Annotated in this window: 13 protein-coding genes; 11 read left to right on the top strand and 2 right to left on the bottom strand. The window is 70.7% G+C overall.

All coding sequences use genetic code 11. The annotated features are described in order from the left end of the window. The first annotated feature begins 268 nt into the window (after positions 1–268). The 8 genes from WD250_16665 (at position 269) to WD250_16630 (ending at position 7,320) form a co-directional block, all read left to right on the top strand. The gene (locus WD250_16665; GenBank protein MEX2621851.1) at positions 269–1,381 is read left to right on the top strand and encodes a cytochrome c oxidase subunit II; all 1,113 of its coding nucleotides are present in this window, start codon (positions 269–271) and stop codon (positions 1,379–1,381) included. Between the two features lie 58 nt (positions 1,382–1,439). Next, positions 1,440–3,356, top strand: coding sequence for a cytochrome c oxidase subunit I (gene ctaD / locus WD250_16660; protein MEX2621850.1), 1,917 nt, complete (start codon positions 1,440–1,442; stop codon positions 3,354–3,356). Next, positions 3,357–3,971, top strand: a complete 615-nt coding sequence (locus WD250_16655) for a cytochrome c oxidase subunit 3 (GenBank protein MEX2621849.1) — start codon at positions 3,357–3,359, stop codon at positions 3,969–3,971. A gap of 6 nt (positions 3,972–3,977) precedes the next feature. Next, positions 3,978–4,286: a cytochrome C oxidase subunit IV family protein gene (locus tag WD250_16650; GenBank protein MEX2621848.1), complete on the top strand. Its 309-nt coding sequence runs from the start codon at positions 3,978–3,980 to the stop codon at positions 4,284–4,286. A gap of 5 nt (positions 4,287–4,291) precedes the next feature. Then, positions 4,292–5,158, top strand: a complete 867-nt coding sequence (locus WD250_16645) for a cytochrome c oxidase assembly protein (GenBank protein MEX2621847.1) — start codon at positions 4,292–4,294, stop codon at positions 5,156–5,158. Then, positions 5,155–5,781, top strand: coding sequence for a plastocyanin/azurin family copper-binding protein (locus WD250_16640; GenBank protein ID MEX2621846.1), 627 nt, complete (start codon positions 5,155–5,157; stop codon positions 5,779–5,781). Before WD250_16645 ends, WD250_16640 begins: the two co-directional genes overlap by 4 nt. Then, positions 5,778–6,728 carry a glucosyl-3-phosphoglycerate synthase gene (locus WD250_16635; GenBank protein ID MEX2621845.1) on the top strand — a complete coding sequence of 317 codons (951 nt, stop codon included), beginning with the start codon at positions 5,778–5,780 and terminating at the stop codon, positions 6,726–6,728. The genes WD250_16640 and WD250_16635 overlap by 4 nt, the downstream gene beginning before the upstream one ends. 250 nt (positions 6,729–6,978) lie before the next feature. Further along, entirely contained in the window at positions 6,979–7,320 is a 342-nt protein-coding gene (locus WD250_16630) for a hypothetical protein (GenBank protein ID MEX2621844.1), read from the top strand. A 4-nt stretch (positions 7,321–7,324) separates the two neighbouring features. On the opposite strand, the gene WD250_16625 is transcribed toward WD250_16630, so the two are convergent. Then, complete coding sequence (locus WD250_16625) at positions 7,325–8,944, bottom strand: putative glycoside hydrolase (GenBank protein MEX2621843.1); 1,620 nt, start codon at positions 8,942–8,944, stop codon at positions 7,325–7,327. A gap of 163 nt (positions 8,945–9,107) precedes the next feature. Between WD250_16625 and WD250_16620 the strand changes: the two genes are divergently transcribed. Both WD250_16620 and WD250_16615 read left to right on the top strand, forming a co-directional pair. After that, on the top strand, positions 9,108–10,148 hold the full coding sequence (locus tag WD250_16620) for a polysaccharide deacetylase family protein (GenBank protein MEX2621842.1): 1,041 nt from the start codon (positions 9,108–9,110) through the stop codon (positions 10,146–10,148). 63 nt (positions 10,149–10,211) lie between these two features. Next, the gene (locus tag WD250_16615; protein MEX2621841.1) at positions 10,212–11,498 is read left to right on the top strand and encodes a citrate synthase; all 1,287 of its coding nucleotides are present in this window, start codon (positions 10,212–10,214) and stop codon (positions 11,496–11,498) included. Positions 11,499–11,502: 4 nt separating this feature from the next. Here WD250_16615 and WD250_16610 read toward each other — a convergent pair whose 3' ends face one another. Then, a complete protein-coding gene (locus tag WD250_16610) occupies positions 11,503–16,305 on the bottom strand; it encodes an NAD-glutamate dehydrogenase (protein ID MEX2621840.1) in 4,803 nt (1,600 codons plus the stop codon). A 48-nt stretch (positions 16,306–16,353) separates the two neighbouring features. On the opposite strand from WD250_16610, the gene WD250_16605 reads away from it, so the two are divergent. Further along, the gene (locus tag WD250_16605) at positions 16,354–18,282 is read left to right on the top strand and encodes an acetoacetate--CoA ligase (protein MEX2621839.1); all 1,929 of its coding nucleotides are present in this window, start codon (positions 16,354–16,356) and stop codon (positions 18,280–18,282) included. The last annotated feature ends 62 nt before the right edge of the window (positions 18,283–18,344 follow it).

The raw sequence follows: 18,344 nt of genomic DNA, 5'->3' as shown, positions 1-18,344 counted from the left end.
CGGACGGCAACGAGGTGGCGCGGGTGGACTTCCCCGTCGTCGAGGGTGGATCAGCGTAGGAGACCGCCACCGGCGGAGCACTTCCGGGGACGGCATTTCGTGTCCGGCCGCCGTCCATGCCACACTAGCGGCGAGCGGTGCGCGCCATCCCCTTGGCGCCGAACAAGTCAACCGGTCTTGAGTCTGCGTAAGGAACCCAGGGCAGGATGTGCGCCGCCACCCTGCCTGAGTTGTTTCCTGCTCGTCGTCTGCTGAACACGGAGGAGAGATGAGGGCTCGACGCCGCCTCGTGGGCTGGGGGCTGCTGCTGGGGGCCGTGTTGGTGGTCAGCGGCTGCGCCATCGGCGGCGACACGGCCGGGGAGTTCCCCCAGAGCGCCCTCGACCCGCAGGGCCCCATCGCCCGATCGCAGGACCGGCTGTGGGACCTGGTGTTCCCCATCGCCGTGGGCGTCTTCATCCTGGTGCAGGGAGCCATCATCGTGGCGGTGGTCCGGTTCCGCGATCGCGGCCAGACCGACCCCCCGAAGCAGGTGGCCGGCAACACCCGCCTGGAGCTCATCTGGACGGCCATCCCCGCGCTGGTCCTTGCGGTCATCGCCGTGCCGACCATCGGGGGCATCTTCGCCCTCGCGGAGGACCCGGGCGAGGAGGCCCTCCAGGTCCGCGTCATCGGCAAGCAGTTCTGGTGGGAGTTCCAGTACCTCGGCGACGAGGGGCAGGGGGTGGTCACCGCCAACGAGCTGCACATCCCGGTCGACCGGCCGGTGCGCCTGCAGATGGAGTCGCTCAGCCCGGCGATCCCCGACAGCTACGACGAGGCTGACCCGACGGGGTCACGCAGCGACCAGTCGCTGGCCGGCGTGATCCACAGCTTCTGGGTCCCGAGCCTCGCCGGCAAGCAGGACGTCATCCCCGGCTACGAGCGCATCATGCGGTTGGAGGCCGAGGAGCCCGGGCAGCGGTACCCGGGCCAGTGCGCGGAGTTCTGCGGCCTCGCCCACGCCGAGATGCGCTTCGAGGTCGTGACGCACACCACCGAGGACTTCGACGGCTGGCTCGCCGCGCAGTCGCAGCCGGCAGGCACCGACCTGGAGGGCCTGGCTGCCGAGGGCCAGGAGCTGTTCGGGGTGCACTGCGTCGCCTGCCACGTCATCGAGGGCCACCCGGAGAACAACGACCAGCGGGTCGGGCCCAACCTGACGCACTTCGCGAGCCGCGAGGTGTTCGCGGGCGGCATCTTCGACAACGACGACGACGAGACGCTCGCGGCGTGGCTGCGCAACCCGTCGGAGATCAAGCCGGGCGCGCAGATGCCTGACCTCGGTCTCCCCGACGACCAGGTCGACGCCCTCGTCGAGTACCTGCAGACCCTCGAGTGAGCACCGTGCGACAGGAGATCGCCATGAGCCTCGTGTTCCGCATCCCTGGGGGCGACCAGTGACCACGACCCAAGAGCAGCCAACGACCGGCGGGAGTGCCTTCCGCCGCCCGAAGGCCACCACCGGCTTCGGCAGCTGGTTCACCACGATCGACCACAAGAAGATCGGCATCCTCTACTTCGCCACGGCGTTCCTGTTCTTCTCGCTGGGCGGTATCGAGGCGCTGCTGCTGCGCACGCAGCTGTCCAGCCCGGACATGGCGTTCCTGACCCGCGACCAGTACAACCAGCTGTTCACGATGCACGGCTTGACCATGATCTTCTTCGGGGTCATGCCGCTGGGGTCCGCAGCCTTCAACTACCTGCTGCCGCTCATGATCGGCGCGCGCGATGTCGCCTTCCCCCGCCTGAACGCCCTGTCCTACTGGGTGTTCCTGTTCGCCGGCATCTTCCTGTACTCCAGCGTGTTGCTGGGCGGCGCCCCCGACGGCGGCTGGTTCGCCTACGCCCCGTTGAACGTCCTCGGCGGTGACCCCCTCGGGGAGACGCTCGGCTTCGCCAGCGAGCAGAGCGCCAGGATGATGTTCTACTCGCTGGGACTGCAGCTGGCGGGCATCGCGTCGCTGGCCAGCGCCGTCAACTTCATCGTCACCATCCTCAACATGCGCGCCCCGGGGATGACGCTCATGCGCATGCCGGTGTTCATCTGGATGACCCTGGTGACCAGCGTGCTCATGCTGTTCGCCATGCCGGTCATCGGCGTGGCCCTGTGGCAGCTGATGTTCGACATCGGCTACGGGGCGAACTTCTTCAACCCTGCCCTGGGCGGTGACCCGGTGCTCTGGCAGCACATGTTCTGGCTCTTCGGCCATCCCGAGGTGTACATCATCATCCTGCCGGCGTTCGGGATCATCAGCGAGGTCCTGCCCGTCTTCAGCCGCAAGCCGCTGTTCGGCTACACCGCGATCGTCTTCTCGGGCATCGCGATCGGCTTCATGGGTTGGGGCGTGTGGGCCCACCACATGTTCGCGGTCGGTCTCGGCCCCGTGGCCAACGCCGCGTTCGCGCTGTCCACGATGTTCATCGCCGTGCCGACGGGCATCAAGATCTTCAACTGGCTCGGGACGATGTGGGGCGGCCAGATCCGCTTTCGCACCCCCATGCTCTTCGCCATCGGGATGGTGGCGATGTTCACCATCGGCGGGCTGTCCGGGGTCACCCACGCCATCGTGCCCCACAACTACCAGCAGACCGACACCTACTACGTGGTCGCCCACTTCCACTATGTGATGTTCGGCGGCGCCGTCTTCGGGCTGATGGCCGGCTTCTACTACTGGTTCCCGAAGGTCAAGGGCCGGATGATGGACGAGCGGCTCGGCAAGCTGCACTTCTGGCTCATGCTCGTCGGCTTCAACCTGGCCTTCGGCCCGATGCACGTCCTCGGCCTGCAGGGCATGCCGCGCCGGGTCGCGACCTATCCCGACGGCATGGGGTGGAACCTCTGGAATCTCGTCGCCACGGTCGGCGGCTACATGATCGCGCTCGGCTTCCTGGTGTTCGTCATCAACGTGCTGAAGAGCCGCAAGGGCGGCCTGCCCGCGGGCGACGACCCCTGGGACGCCCGCACCCTGGAGTGGTCCACGACCTCCCCACCCCCGGTGCACAACTTCAACGAGGTCCCCGTGGTGCGCACACGCGACGACTTCTGGAACCGCAAGTACGCGTCCGGGGACCCGAGCCGCACGCCGCTGCGGGTGCCGTCCGGCGGGTCCGGCGAGGCAGGGGCCGACGCGGGCGACGTGGCGCACGACATCCACATGCCCGACCCGTCGTACTACCCGTTGGTCGCCGCATTCGGCATGCCGATCATGGCGTACGGCGTCCTGTTCACCCCCATCCTGATCGCCGTCGGCGGCGTCATCACGATCGCCGGCCTCTTCGGGTGGGCCCTCGAACCGAGCGCGGAGGAGCACTAAGTGGCTGACGCGACGATCCAGCCCGCAGAGCGCGGGGAGGACGCCCACCACACCAGCCTCGGGCTGTCCAACGAGAAGATGGGGATGTGGAGCCTCATCGGTTCCGAGTGCCTGTTCTTCGGGGCGCTGATCTCCACCTACCTCATCTACCTCGACCGCACCGCGGACGGTCCGGGACCGAGCGAGATCTTCGACATCCCCTTCACCTCGGTGTCGACGTTCATCCTGCTCATGTCCTCGCTCGGCATGGTGCTGGCTCTGGCCGCCGTCCAGAGTGGGGACATGCGCCGCTTCCGGGTCTGGACCCTGGCGACCGCGGGCATGGGCTCGGTCTTCCTCGCCGGGCAGATCTACGAGTTCACGTTCTTCGTCGAGGAGGGTTTCGGGCTGACCACCAGCGCCTTCTCCTCGTCGTTCTTCGTGCTGACCGGCTTTCATGGGGTCCACGTGGCCGTCGGCATCCTCATGCTGCTCGGCATCTGGGCCGCGTCCCTGACCGGCCGGCTCACCCCCTCCCATGCCGGCACCGTGGAGAGCATCGGCCTGTACTGGCACTTCGTCGACATCGTGTGGATCGTCCTGTTCACCGTCGTGTACCTCATCCCCGCGGAGTAATCGACCATGGCAGAGTCCGAGCACGGCTGGCATCCCGGCGTCAGCGAGTACGTCATGATCGGCGTCATCCTCGCGGTCCTGACCGCCCTCGAGGTGGCGCTCTACTTCGCGCCGGTCGTGCGCACGGTGGCGGTCCCGGCACTGCTGTTCCTCACCGTCGTGAAGTTCCTGCTGGTGGTCGCGTGGTTCATGCACCTGCGCTTCGACCACACCTTCTTCCGGCGGGTCTTCATGGTGGGGCTCGCCCTCGCGGCCACGGTCTTCGGCATCGTCGTCGCCACGATGTTCCTCTCCGCCCAGATGATCCAGGCCTGACCCCCATGCCCGCCGACGCCTTCTCCTGGCAGCCGCACCCGGACGCGTGGCTGCTCGCGGTCGCCCTGGTCGGTGGCTACCTGTACACGCTGTCGGCGTGGGGGCCCTCGCATGCACCGGGGCGCCAGGCCGCCACCGCCCATCAGCGGCTGTGCTTCTTCGCCGGCGTCGCGGTCCTGTGGATCGCCTCCGACTGGCCGATCCACGGCATCGCGGAGGACTATTTGTTCAGCGTGCACATGGTCCAGCACATGCTGTTCCTGTACGCGGCCCCACCGCTGCTGATCCTGGGCACCCCCGGATGGCTGTGGCGGCGTCTCCTGCGCCCCGCCCCCGTGTGGTCCACGGCACGCCTGCTGACCAAGCCGCTGGTCGCCCTCGTGACCGTGAACGCGTTCATCGCCGCCACGCACTGGCCGGCCGTCGTCGACGCATCCGTGCGTGTCGCCGCCTTCCACCTCGCCCTCCACGTCGCCACCGTCGTGCTCGGCGTGGTGCTGTGGTGGCCGGTGCTGTCGCCGCTGCCAGAGCTGCCGCACCTGACCTACCCGGGGCGCATGGCCTACCTCTTCGCGCACTCGATCGTGCCGACGGTACCGGCGTCGTTCCTGACCTTCTCCGAAGGTCCGCTGTACCCCGCCTACGCGGAGGCGCCGCGGCTGTGGGCGTTCATGACGGTGATCGAGGACCAGCAGATCGCCGGACTGCTGATGAAGATCGGTGGAGGCCTGATCCTCTGGGGCACCATCGCCGTGCTGTTCTTCCGCTGGGCGAGCGAGAGCGAGTCCGGCGGGCCCGACGCCCTGTACTGGCGCGATCTACAGGGCGACACCGAAGCCGCCACACTCCAGTCGACCACGAGGACCGAATGAACCAGGACTTCCGCGCGCGGGTGTTCGTCCCGCTCATGTTGCCCGTGGGGGCCCTCGCCGCGTTCGGCCTGTTCGCGTTCAGCCTCTCGCGCATCTTCCTCGCCATCTCCAGTGTGGGCGCGGTGTTCCTCGCCCTGCTCGTCGCGAGCTACGTGCTCGTGCTCGCGGGCATGGTGGCGGCGCGTCCACACGTGTCGTCCCAGGCGCTCGGCATCGGGCTGGTGGTCGCGATGGTGGGGGTGACCGCCGCGGGCGCCGCCGGGGCCGCCGCCGGCATCCGTCCGATCGAGCACGAGGAGGAGCACGCCGCCGAGGCGGGCGCCGAGGGCGAGACGGGCGCCGAGGCCCCCGAGGGGGCGCTGGTGTTCGTCGCCGTGGACATCGACTTCGAGCAGGCTCCGGAGACCGGCGAGGCCGGCGAGGTCACGTTCTTCCTCGACAATCAGGGTGCGGCCTTGCACGACGTGACCGTGGAGGAGGCGGGCGACACGCTGGTCGTCGAGGCCGACGGCGGGGAGACCGGCACCGGCACCCTTGAGCTCGCAGCCGGCGCCTACACCTACTACTGCAGCGTCCCCGGCCACCGTGCGGCCGGCATGGAGGGCACCCTCGAGGTGCAATGATCAGCCGCGACGGGCCGGGCTGGTTCCGCGATCGCACGTTCGCCTGCGGCCAGTTCGACGTCGCTGAGCTGAGCCGGCGCAAAGCGGCCGCGGGGACCACCGTCAGCGTGGTGCTGCCCGCCCGCAACGAGGAGGCCACCATCGGGGCGATGGTGGAGGCCATCGGCTCCCTGCGCGGGCGCCTGGTCGACGAGGTGGTGGTCATCGACGGCGGGTCCACCGACAGCACGGCCGTGAGCGCCACCGAAGCCGGGGCGCACGTGCTCCAGGACAGCGGGCTCCTGGCCCAGTTCGGGGCCACCCAGGGCAAGGGCGATGCGCTCTGGCGCGGCCTGTCGGTGACCTCCGGCGACCTCGTCGTGTACGTCGACGCCGATATCCGCAACCCCGACGCCCGCTTCGTCTGGGGACTGCTCGGCCCGCTGTTGGCCGACCCCGACATCCATCTCGTCAAGGGCTTCTACGACCGGCCGCTGGCCACCGACGGCGGCATCGACCGTTCCGGCGGCGGGCGGGTCACCGAGCTGCTCGCCCGGCCCCTCCTGAACCTCTTCTGGCCCGAGCTGGCCGGCCTCGTCCAACCGCTGGCCGGGGAGTACGCGGGCCGTCGGGCCCTGCTGGAGGCGCTGCCGTTCTTCACCGGGTACGGGGTGGAGCTCGGGCTGCTGGTCGACGCCCTCGGCCACGTCGGCCGGGACGCCATCGCGCAGGTCGACCTCGGCGAGCGCATCCACCGCAACCAGCCCCTGGCGGACCTGTCCGTCATGGCCTACGCCATCGCGCAGGTCGCCATGCGCCGGCTGTGCGAGGCGCAGCGGGCCACCCTGGCCGATGCGCTGCCCCACGCCTACACGCAGTTCGAACGCACCGACAATGGTCGCGTCACCGAGCGCCACCGCATGGTCGAGATCCTGGAACGCCCCCCGCTCGTGACCGTCCCCCGGTAGCAGCACGCCACGCCCCGCTACCGGTCCTGCCGCAGCCACCGCACGGCATAGGGCGGCAGCGCCGCTCGCACCGCCCGCCCAGGCGCCCAGCCGCCTCGGCCGCCTCGGTCGGCGGGGAGATGCGGTCGAGGTGGGCGCGCAGGCGTGCCACAATCGCAGGAGCGAGCGGGGGACTCATCCTTGCGGCGCGGGACGCGCAGCGCAGGACCGGACCGCCGTGAGACCCGAACCGGGAAAAGGTGCGACCACCATGCCGATCTTCATCGTGCTCACCGTCATCATCGTCGTGGTGGTGCTGATCGCCAAGTCCATCCACGACGCACGACACGACCCCGAGGCGCCCCGACCGGCTCGTGAACCCCGGCCCGCCCGGGCCCCGCGCCCCCAGCCCCGAGCCCGGCCCAAGCCCCGCCGGCCGACCAAGCCGGTCGACGAGGCCGCCCTCGCCGAGCACGTCACCAAGCTACGTGAGGCCATCGCCGCCGACCTGGTCACGACCGAGGAGGCGGTGGCCAGCATCTGCAGATTCACCGAGGGGGCGCTCTCCGAGGATGCGGCGCGGGAGCTGCTGCGGCGCCAGGGCGCGGCCTAGTCTCCTACTCCTGAGGGTCGATGGCGTCGGTCGTGTAGCGCACACTCGCTGACCAGAGGATCCACTCGTCCGTCCCGGCATCGGCGGCGGCATCGATCTGCGCACGGACCTGCTCGGGGCCGTAGCTGACGCCGAGGCTGAAGTCCTGCAGCCACGGCACGATGCGGGTCTCCGTGCCCTCCACCACCTCCAGGAATGCCCCGACGGAGCGGTGCACGATGTCGTAGGGCTGGTTGTTCGGGTCGGCGACGTCGAACTCCCCGCGCGCCCAGTGGGACGGGTAGACCATCGGCGCGATGTAGTCGGTGTACGCCGCCATGCCCGGGATGTCCTGGGCGATCTCGGTGGGACGGTCCGAGGCGATGCCGTAGACCGACGCACCGTGCCAGACCCGGTGGGGCTCGAGTGCCGTACGGCTCTCCGCCAGGAAGGCCACGACCGAGTTCTCCGGGGTGCACCCATCGCTCTCCAGCACCTCGCAGGAGTTCTCCAAGCCGGGGATCACCAGGTTCTCCAGCCTGCCGTCGGGCCGGCGGACGTAGTCGTAGAGGATGTCGTCGATCCCCGCCTCGGCCGCCTCGACGGCGATGTCGATGTTGTACTGGCGCACCGCGGGATGCGCGAAGTTGGTGAACCCGCCGTACCCCGCGTAGCGGCTGCCGTCCGCCGTCTGCAGGACCTGGTCGCGCTCCCCGCGCTCCCACATCGCGTCGCCGAGGATCGGGTCGCGGAACGCCACGATCCGACCGATCACGTGCACGTCGAGGGCATGCAGCTCGGCGAGGGCCTCGTCGAGGTCGTAGATCCCCCTGGACGCCCCGATCTCCTGCGCGAGCGGGATCTGCGAGTCGTATCCGATGTCGCCCGACTCGTCCTTGAGGTCGAGCTCGACCGTGTTGATCTTGCCCTCGGCGATCATCTGAAGGACCGGGTCGCGAAGGCTCGGGGTGACCCATGAGTAGGCCGTCATGTGGACCGCGCGGACCGCATCGGGGCGGGCACGCGCCACCGGGACGACGAACCCCTCCTCGGCGACGTTGCCGAGCGGGTCGGTGGCGGTGAACACCACTGGCGCCTCGGGCGCCTCCGCCATGTCGAGGCTGAACCGGCCGTCCTCGACGGGGACCGCCGTGCCGTCGGCCAGCAGCGTCACGTCGGGGTCCACCGTTCCGGCGATGGTGACCGGCTCGCCCGGCTCGACCTCCTCGGCGGGCTCGGTGACCGCGAGCGCCGGGGGCGCCGTGTCGATCGTGAAGTCCCACTGCTGGCGTGCGGCACCGAACGGGAACCCCCCGTCAACGGTGAGCACCAGCGTGTAGCTGCCGTCGGGCAGGTCCTCCGGGCGGTAGACCACGACGTCGTCCTGGATCTCCGCGCGGTCGGTGACGTCCTCGTCGCCCAGGTGCAGCTCAGCGCCGTCCATGCCGAGGAATCGCCGAACCTCGACCCGGAACTCCAGGTCCGGCAGCGCGGCCTGGCCGAGGACGGCGCCACCGTTGGGACCGTCGGCGGCGAACGCCACCATGCCCGTCTGCAGGCTCAGCGCGATGCCCAGGCCGACGCCAGCGCCGAACGTACCGATGGCGGCACGTCCGCGGGTGGTGAGCCGGACACGAGCGGTCATGGCGATCCTCGAGGGCGCGAACCCAACGGGGCACGGTACGGACACGGGCATCGGGGTCTCGGCGCCCGGCAACGGCCCCACGGAACGGGGCGACTTGCAGGAGCGCTATCCTGCCGGTTCCAGCCGATATGAGCAAGTTCAAATGACGAGCAAGGAATCCCCTGTGGCACGTCGGGCGATCATCATCCTCTGCGCCGCTGCGCTGGCCCTCGGGGCCTGCCAAGCGGACGAGGGGGCGCCGACAGCGACCGGTCCGGCGCCCGCCGACCCGGACGCGCCGGCGGTCGAGACGACCCCGGAGCAGACGGACCCCCCGGTTGACCCGGCATCGGTCGAGGCCAACGAGCTCGGCCAGATCCCCGTCATCATGCACCACCGCGTCACCGACGGCGGTGGTGGTGAGTACGACCGCTCGCCTGAGGAGTTCCGCGCGGAGCTCGAGGGTTTGTACGACGCCGGCTACCGCCCCGTACGCGTGGTCGATCTCGTGCGCGGCGAGATCCACGTGCCGGCGGGGACAACGCCCGTCGCGCTGACGTTCGACGACTCCAGCAGTGAGCAGTTCGCGCTGACGCCCGCCGGCGAGGTCGATCCCGACACCGCGATCGGGATCCTCATGGACGTCGCGGCGACCTGGGAGGACGCCGACCCGGTCGCCTCGCTCTACATCAACGCCGGCCCGTTCGGCGTCGCGGAGAGCGGACCCCTGCTGACCTGGCTGCACGAGCATGGGTTCGAGCTGGGCAACCACACGCTGCGTCACGCGAACCTCGGCCAGGCGAGCGCAGCCGACGTGCGCCGCGAGCTCGCCCTCGGCGCGCGCGTGATCACCGACCACGTGCCGGAGGCGGAGGTCGTCACGCTGTCGCTGCCGCTGGGGATCTGGCCGGACCCGCGGGACCTCGCCTACGCGGGTGAGCACGAGGGAGACCCGTACGCCCATGCGGGCGTGCTGCTCGTCGGCGCCGGACCCGCCCCGTCGCCCTACTCCTCGGAGTTCGATCCCCTGGCGATCCCGCGCATCCGCTCATCGAGCTGGGACGGCGGGGAGGCCAACTACGGCTCGGAGTTCTGGCTCCAGTGGTTCCAGGACAACCCCGACCAGCGCTACGTCTCCGACGGCAACCCCGCCACCGTCTCGTTTCCGGGCGAGCGTGCCGAGGACCTCGATCCGGCCTTCGCCGAGGCCGCCAATCCCTATTAACAGCCTGGGTGCCGGGGGTACGCTCTGCCCCAGGAAACACCACCGAGGGCCGAGGATGGGTACATGAGCGACCACGCACGCATCGTGTTCGACGGGCAGACCTTCGAAGCCCCCTTCATCACGGGGTCAGAGGGGGAGCGAGCGTTCGATATCACCAACCTGCGCCGCGACACCGGGCACGTCACCTACGACCCTGCCTACATCAATACCGGCTCGGTCACGAGCGCGGTCACGTTCATCGACGGGGAGGCCGGGATCCTGCGCTACCGCGGCTACCCGCTGGAGCAGATGGCGGAGCACTCCACCTTCCTGGAGACCGCCTACCTGGTCATCCACGGGGAGCTGCCGACGGCCGACCAGCTTGCGCTGTTCAGCCACAACATCACCCGCCACACCCTGCTGCGAGAGGACATGCGCCGGTTCTTCGACGCCTTCCCCACCGACGCCCACCCCATGGCCATCCTCGCCTCCGCGGTGTGCGCCCTCTCGACCTTCTACCAGGACCGCTACGACCCCTCCAAGCCGGAAGACGTCGAGGTCTCCATCTACCGGCTGATGGCCAAGCTGCCCACGGTCGCGGCCTGGGCCTACAAGACGTCCATCGGGATGCCCTACATCTACCCCAACAACGCCCTCGGCTTCGCGGAGAACTTCCTGCACATGATGTTCGCGGTCCCGGCCGAGCCCTACGAGGTGGACCCCGAGGTGGCCCGCGCGCTCACGCTGCTCTTCATCCTCCACGCCGACCACGAGCAGAACTGCTCCGCGTCGACCGTGCGCATGGTCGGCTCCAGCCACCTGAACCTGTACGGCTCCATCTCCGCGGGCATCACCGCGCTGTGGGGGCCCCTGCACGGCGGCGCCAACCAGGATGTCGTGGAGACCCTCCTCCAGATCCAGGCCTCCGACGACGACGTCGAGACCTTCGTCCGCCGCGCCAAGGACAAGGACGACCCCTTCCGCCTCCCAGGATTCGGGCACCGCGTCTACAAGAACTACGACCCCCGGGCGAAGATCATCAAGGAGACCGCCGATCGGGTCATCGCCAAGCTCGTCGGCGACGACCCGCTCTTCGAGATCGCCCGCAGCCTGGAGGAGACCGCGCTGTCCGACGACTACTTCGTCGAGCGCAAGCTGTACCCCAACGTCGACTTCTACTCCGGGCTGATCTACCGGGCGATGGGGCTGCCCCTCAACATGTTCCCCGTGCTCTTCGCCATCGGGCGGATCCCGGGATGGATCGCCCAGTGGAAGGAGATGAAGGAGGACCCCCACACCCGCATCAACCGGCCGCGCCAGATCTACACCGGCGCCACCAGACGCGACTACGTGCCCATAGACCAGCGCTGACGCGTCAGTCCAGCAGCTCGTGGAGGGCACGTACGGCGACCGCGACACCCTCCAGGCCCGCGTCGGGCTCGGCCTGCAGACGGCGGACGAGAGCGTCGACGCGGGTGCTCGCCGGCGTGCGGGTGGCCAGGAACCGCTCGGCGGTCTCGACCGCAGTGGTCGGCGGACCCTCGCGGATGGCGCGGGCCGCGGTCCGCCGGCGCAGGTCGCGCAGGTCATCGGTGAGCCCGCGCATCTGCCAGCGTTCCCAGTGGCTCTCGGCCGGCACCTGCTCGACGCGCGCGGCCAGCACGTCGAACGGCAGCAGCTCGGAAAGCGTGAGGAAGACCTCCGCGACGGCGGGCACCGACCACCCGCTGAAGCGCGCGACCGTCGCCACGTCGTGCACGAACGTGAGCTCCGACGCGGTGACGATGCGGTCCGCGAGCTCCTCGTCGACACCGAGGTCCACGTAGCGGTCGATGCGCCCGCGGCGGACGCCGAGCCGGCCCGGTGATCCGAGCGAGGCCATCGACGCCATCAGCGTGGTGAACGCCGCCCGGTCACGCCCGATGGTGTCGGTGAGGTCGGCTGGCTCGGCCGGCCGGAGGTAGCCGCGGGTGACCACGTCGACCAGGGTCACGACCTCGGCCGCGAGCTCGCGCTGCAGAGCCGGCGTGGCGGTCTGGTCCAGCGCCTCCACCGCACGCCAGTGCGCGTCGGCGTCGGTCACCGTGCGGGCGGCCCAGTAGGCGGCAGCCACCTCGTCCGTCGCGGACCCGAGCTCCTGGCGGGTCCGGCTGACGTAGGTGATGCCCATGCGGTTGACGAGGTCGTTGGCCACGACCGTGGCGACCAGCTCGCGCCGCAGCCGGTGCTGACCGAGCAGGTCGGCGAAGCGGTCGGAGACCAGGGCGGGGAAGTAGATGGACAGCCCCGCCTCGAGGGGTGGCCAGTCGGGCAGCGAGGACGCCAGCAGGGCATCGGCCAGCTCGACCTTGGCGTAGCCGAGCAGGACGGACAGCTCCGGGCGGGTCAGCCCCGCGCCCGCGGCCCGACGCCGCTGCATCTCCGCGGTCGAGGGCAGCGCCTCGACGTCGCGGTCGAGCCGGCTCACCGGCGCCCGCCCCTCGTCGGACAGCTCCTCCATGAGGTGGTCGTAGGCGACCATGGCGTGCTCGCTGTCGGCGACCTCCCGGCTGATCGCCGAGACCTGCAGGTACACGTCGCGCAGGACCTGCTCGCCGACCTCGTCCGTCATCGCCGCCAGGAGTTCGTCGCGGTCGCCGCGGTCGAGCCGTCCATGGTCGATCGCGGTCCGCAACAGGATCTTCAGGTTGACCTCGCGGTCGGACGTGTCGACCCCGGCGACGTTGTCGATCGCGTCGGTGTTGCAGTGCCCGCCCCGGCGCGAGTACTCGATGCGCGCCCGCTGGGTCATCGCGAGGTTGCCCCCCTCCCCCACCACGCGGGCGCCGAGGGCGGTGGCGTCCATGCGGATCGCGTCGTTGGCGCGGTCCCCCACGTCGGCGTCGCTCTCCAGGCTGGACTTCACGAAGGTCCCGATCCCGCCCGCGAAGAGCAGGTCGACCGGCGTGCCGAGCAGCGCACGGATGAGGTCGGGCGGGCTCATGGCCTGCTCGTCGGTGCTCAGCATGGCGCGCACCGCCTCCGGCAGCGGCACCGATTTCGCCGTCCGCGACCAGACCCCTCCGCCGGGGCTGATCGCCGACGGGTCGTAGTCGGCCCAGGACGAGCCCACCAGCTCGAACATCCGCTGCCGCTCGCGGTAACCCACCGCGGGGTCGGGGTCCGGGTCGATGAAGATGTGGCGGTGGTCGAACGCCGCGACCAGGCGCACCGCGCTGCTCTGCAGCAGCCCGTTACCGAAGACGTCGCCGGACATGTCCCCGATGCCGAGCACGGTGATCGGTTCGGTCTGGACGTCGATGTCCAGCTCGCGGAAATGGCCCTGCACCGCGACCCACGCCCCCCGTGCGGTGATGCCCATCGCCTTGTGGTCGTAGCCGGCTGACCCGCCCGACGCGAAGGCGTCGCCCAGCCAGAACCCGTACTCCTCGCTGATCGCGTTGGCGGTGTCGGAGAACGTGGCCGTGCCGCGGTCGGCTGCGACGACCAGGTACGGGTCGTCGCCGTCGTGGCGGGTGACCCCAGTCGGCGGGACGCAGCGCTCGCCCACGACGTTGTCCGTGACGTCGAGCAACCCGCGGATGTAGTGCTGGTACAGCCGGTGCACCTCGGGTCGCAGGGCGCTCGGCTCCGACGGAGGCCGCTTCAGCACGAAACCGCCCTTGGAGCCGGTCGGCACGATCACGGCGTTCTTCACCATCTGGGCCTTCATGAGCCCGAGCACCTCGGTGCGCACGTCCTCCTGGCGGTCGCTCCACCGGATGCCGCCCCGCGCCACGTGGCCCCCCCGCAGGTGCACGCCCTCCATCTCGGGGGCGTAGACGAACACCTCCACGGACGGGACGGGCTTCGGCATGCCCGGCACCCGGGAGCTGTCCATCTTGAAGGTCAGGCTGGTGCGGCCCGTGCGGTAGCGGTTGGTCCGCAGGGTGGCGTCGACGAGCCCGAGGACGCCGCGCAGGATGCGGTCGGCGTCAAGACGTTCCACGGCGTCGAGGCCGGCCAGCACCCGGTCACGGGCCTCGTCCACCCGCACGTCCCGGCCGTCGACGTCCGGCTCGAACCGCGCCGCGAACAGCTCCATGAGCCCGCGGGCGACGTCGGGGTGCGCCACCAGCGCCTGGGCCTGGTAGGCCTCCGTGAAGGTCGTTCCCACCTGACGCCGGTAGCGGCGGTAGGCGCGCAGGACCGTGACGTCATCCCAGTCCAGGCCCGCGTGCAGCACCAGATGGTTGAGGGTGTCGCCCTCCGCACGGCCGTCCCAGACCGCGCGGGCCGCCGCCGCCAGCCGCGGGCCGTCCCGGGCGACGTCCACGGTGACGCTCGCCGCCGTCCGCACACCGAAGTCGTGCAGCGTCACATCCCCTCCCGACCGGTTCGCCAGCGCGAGCCGATGGGGGACCTCCTCCACCACCGTCAGACCGAGGCTCTCCAGGATCGGCAGGAACGTCGACAGCTCCACGCCCGGCCCGGCCTTGTAGAGCATGAACCGCAGCGGGGGGTCCGCGGCAGGGTCCGGCGACGGCCGCAGGGCCATCCGCACGACCTCGAGCTGCTCCAGCTCGATGATGTCGGCGACCGCCTCGGTGGCCGGCTTGGCGTCGGTGTAGCCGGGCGGGAACGCGCCGGCGTAGGCGGCGGCGAGGCGACGCCCGTCGCGGTCCCCGTACGCCCGCTCCAGCTCCGCGGCCAGGTCGTCCTCCCAGGTCCGGGTGATCTCCGCGATCTCGCGCTCCAGCGCGTCGGTCGCGACCGGCGGCAGGGTGTCGCCGACGTGCAGGACGAAGTGCAGCACCGCCTGGTCGCTGTCGGTGATCGACAGGTGGTAGTCGATCGTGTCGGCTCGAAACGCCGTGACCAGCAGCTGCTGGATGCGCTTGCGGATCCTGGCGCTGAACCGGTCGCGGGGGACGATCACCAGCACCGACGCGCTGCGCCGGTCGGTGCGGCACAGCACCCGGACGTCCTGCCGGCTCTGCGCGCCGAGCATCTCCATCAGCTGGGCGTGCAGCTCGGCGGTGTCCGCCTGGAAGAGCTCGTGCTTGGGCAGCGCCTCGAACATGGTGCGCAGCGCGCGCTCCTCGTAGGAGTGCTCGACGATGTCCTCCCACTCCAGGATCGTGCGCAGCTTGCGGCGCAGCACCGGGAGCGAGCTCGACGCCTGGGCGAACGCCTTCTGTGCGAACAGCCCGAGGAAGCGGAACTCACCCTCGATCTCCCCGTCGCCGCCCACCATCTTCACGCCGACGTAGATCATCCGCTCCCGTCGGTGGACCGTGCTGGTCCGGTTCGTGCGGGACACGAGCAGCAGGTCGCCGCCTTCGATGCGCCGGCGCAGCCCCGCGGAAAGGTCGGACAGCGGCACGGGCTCAGCGAACGTCGACGAGGACTCGTCGGACAGGATGCCCAGGCCGGAGCCGGGACGCACGGCCACCGCTCGGCCGGCGTCGGTGTCGACGAGTCGGTAGTCGCGGGCGCCGAGCAGCACGAAGTGGTCATCGAGCAACCAGTCCAGCAGCGCCACCGACTCGTCGACCTCCTCGGGGCCGTAGCGCGCACCGGCGCTCGCTCGGGTGGCGAACGCCGCCTCCTCCACCTGGGCGCGCATGGCCTGGTAGTCGTCGGTGGCCACCAGCGCGTCGGACAGCACCGTCCGCAGCGCCGCCTCGAGCTCGCCCAGGCCATCGGTCTCCAGAGGCCGGTCGAGCTCGATGCGGATCCATGCCTCGCGGCGGCCGGCGTCCCGGGCGGGCAGGATCCTGGTCACCGAGCCGTCCTCGCCGCGTTCCACGCCCACGATCGGGTGGGCCACGTCGACGAGCTCGAAGTCGCGCTGGGCGAGCTCCTCGTTGATCGTCGACAGCAGGAACGGTGAGTCCTCCACGGCCACCTCCACGACCGTCCCGCTGCGGGGGCGGCCCGGCTCCGCGGGCTCCTCGGGGGTGGTGACCCGCAGGGCCAGCGTGCCGGGGGGGCGGGCATCGATGAGATCGAGTGCGGCCTCCAGGTGCGCGACGATCACGGACGGATCCGGTTCGGCCGTCCGGGCCGCCACCGTCCGGCGGTACGCCGCTCGCGCGAGGCCCGCGACCAGCTCGGCGCGCCGACCGTCCAGCTGCTCGGCGATCCGGTGCAGCAACACCTGGAGGCCATCGGCGTCCGCGTGAAGATCGCTCACCCGGCCAGCCTCGCACACCGTGCATGGTGATGTCCGTACGATGGCCGCATGAGCGCGGTCCTCTGGACACCGTCCACGGAGCAGATCCGCTCCACGCTCCTGCACCGGTTCACCCTGGACGCCGTTGGGCACGAGGTCGGGTACCCGCAGCTGTGGCGGTGGTCGATCGACGAGCCGGAGGCGTTCTGGGCGGCGGTGTGGCGCGACGGCGGGGTCGTGGCGTCCCAGGCGTACTCGAGGGTCATGGGGGAGCCGCGGATGCCGGGCACCCGATGGTTCGCCGACGCGCGGATGAACATGGCGGAGAACCTCCTGCGTCGGCAGGACGAAACCCCCGCCATCGTCGCCGCCGGCGAGGACCGCCCCGACGAGGTGGTGTCCTGGGCCGACCTGCGCCGGCGGGTGGCGCGCGCGCAGCAGGGCCTGGCCGCGCTCGGGGTCGCACCGGGCGACCGGGTCGCCGGTCTGCTGCCCAACACCGTCCCCACGGTCGTGCTGGCGCTGGCGACCGCCGCCCTCGGAGCCGTGTGGTCGTCGTGCTCCCCCGACTTCGGGCCGCAGGGCGTCGTCGACCGGTTCGGCCAGATCGCGCCGCGGGTGCTCGCCGTCGCCGACGGCTACCGCTACAACGGCCGGCTGCACCCTTTGGCGGGCAAGGTCGGAGCGGTCCTGGACGCGATCCCCGCGATCGAGCACGTCGTCGTGGTCGAGGTCACCGGCGACGGTCCGGACCTGGCGGACCATCGCCGACTGCGCTACGACGACCTGCTGGCGGGTGACGCCACCGTGCCCGTCTTCGCCCAGGTGCCCGCGGACCATCCGCTGGCGATCCTGTTCTCGTCGGGGACAACCGGCCCGCCGAAGAGCATCGTGCACGGCACGGCCGGCACCCTGGTCAAGCATCTCGCCGAGCACCGGCTGGCCAGCGACGTGCGCCCCGGCGACGTGGTGTTCTGGTTCACCACGACCGGCTGGATGATGTGGAACTGGCTGGTCTCCGCGTTGGCCAGCGCGGCCACGATCGTGCTGTACGACGGAGCGCCCACCCACCCCGACATCGGGACCCTCTGGCGCTTGGTCGAGCGGGCGCGCGTCACCCATTTCGGGACGAGCCCGCGGTTCCTCACCGCCAACGAGCGGGCGGGGGTCAGGCCCGCCGACCTCGCCGACCTGTCGAGCCTGCGGATGGTCCTGTCCACCGGGTCCCCCTTGTCCCCCGAGCAGTTCGACTGGGTGTACGCCAACGTCCGCGCCGACGTGCCACTGGCCTCCGTCTCGGGGGGCACCGACCTGATCGGCTGCTTCGCCGGGGGGGTGCCGACCCTGCCCGTGCGCCGCGGCGAGCTGCAGGCTCGCAGCCTCGGCATGGCCGTCGAGGCCTGGGACGCCGACGGCAAGCCGGTGATCGGCGCGAAGGGCGAGCTCGTCTGCACCCGCCCGTTCCCGTCCATGCCGCTCGGCTTCTGGGACGACCCCGACGGCAGCCGCTACCACGCCGCGTACTTCGCCCAGCACCCCGGCGTGTGGACCCACGGGGACTTCATCGAGATCCGCCCGGAGGGCGGTGTCGTGATCCACGGGCGCAGCGACACCACCCTGAACCCCGGCGGGGTGCGCATCGGCACGGCCGAGATCTACCGGGCGATCGACGGGCTGCCCGAGGTGGCCGACGCCGTGGTGGTGGGACGCCCGGTCGGGGCGGACACCGAGATCGTGCTGTGCGTCGTCCTGGCCGGCGGGGCGGACCTGGACGCGGACCTCGTCGCGCGCATCCGGGCCACCATCCGCTCGGCGACGACACCACGCCACGTGCCGGCCCACGTGGTGGCCGTGACCGCCGTGCCCTACACGATCAGCGGCAAGAAGGTGGAGAAGGCGGTCGCCGCCATGATCGCCGGGGAGCCGGTGGCCAACCGGGACGCGCTGGCGAACCCCGAGGCGCTCAACCAGTACGCGGAGCTGCCGCTCCCGGACTGACTCGTGAATAGCCCGAGCCTGCGAGGGCGATTCTCAGCTGTGCCGGGTGTGGGGGGGGGGGC

It is taken from the genome of Egibacteraceae bacterium (assembly GCA_040905805.1).
In the GTDB taxonomy this organism is placed as follows: domain Bacteria; phylum Actinomycetota; class Nitriliruptoria; order Euzebyales; family Egibacteraceae; genus DATLGH01.
Note: the sequence above shows the minus strand (reverse complement) of the source record. Positions and strands in the feature narration are given on the sequence as shown.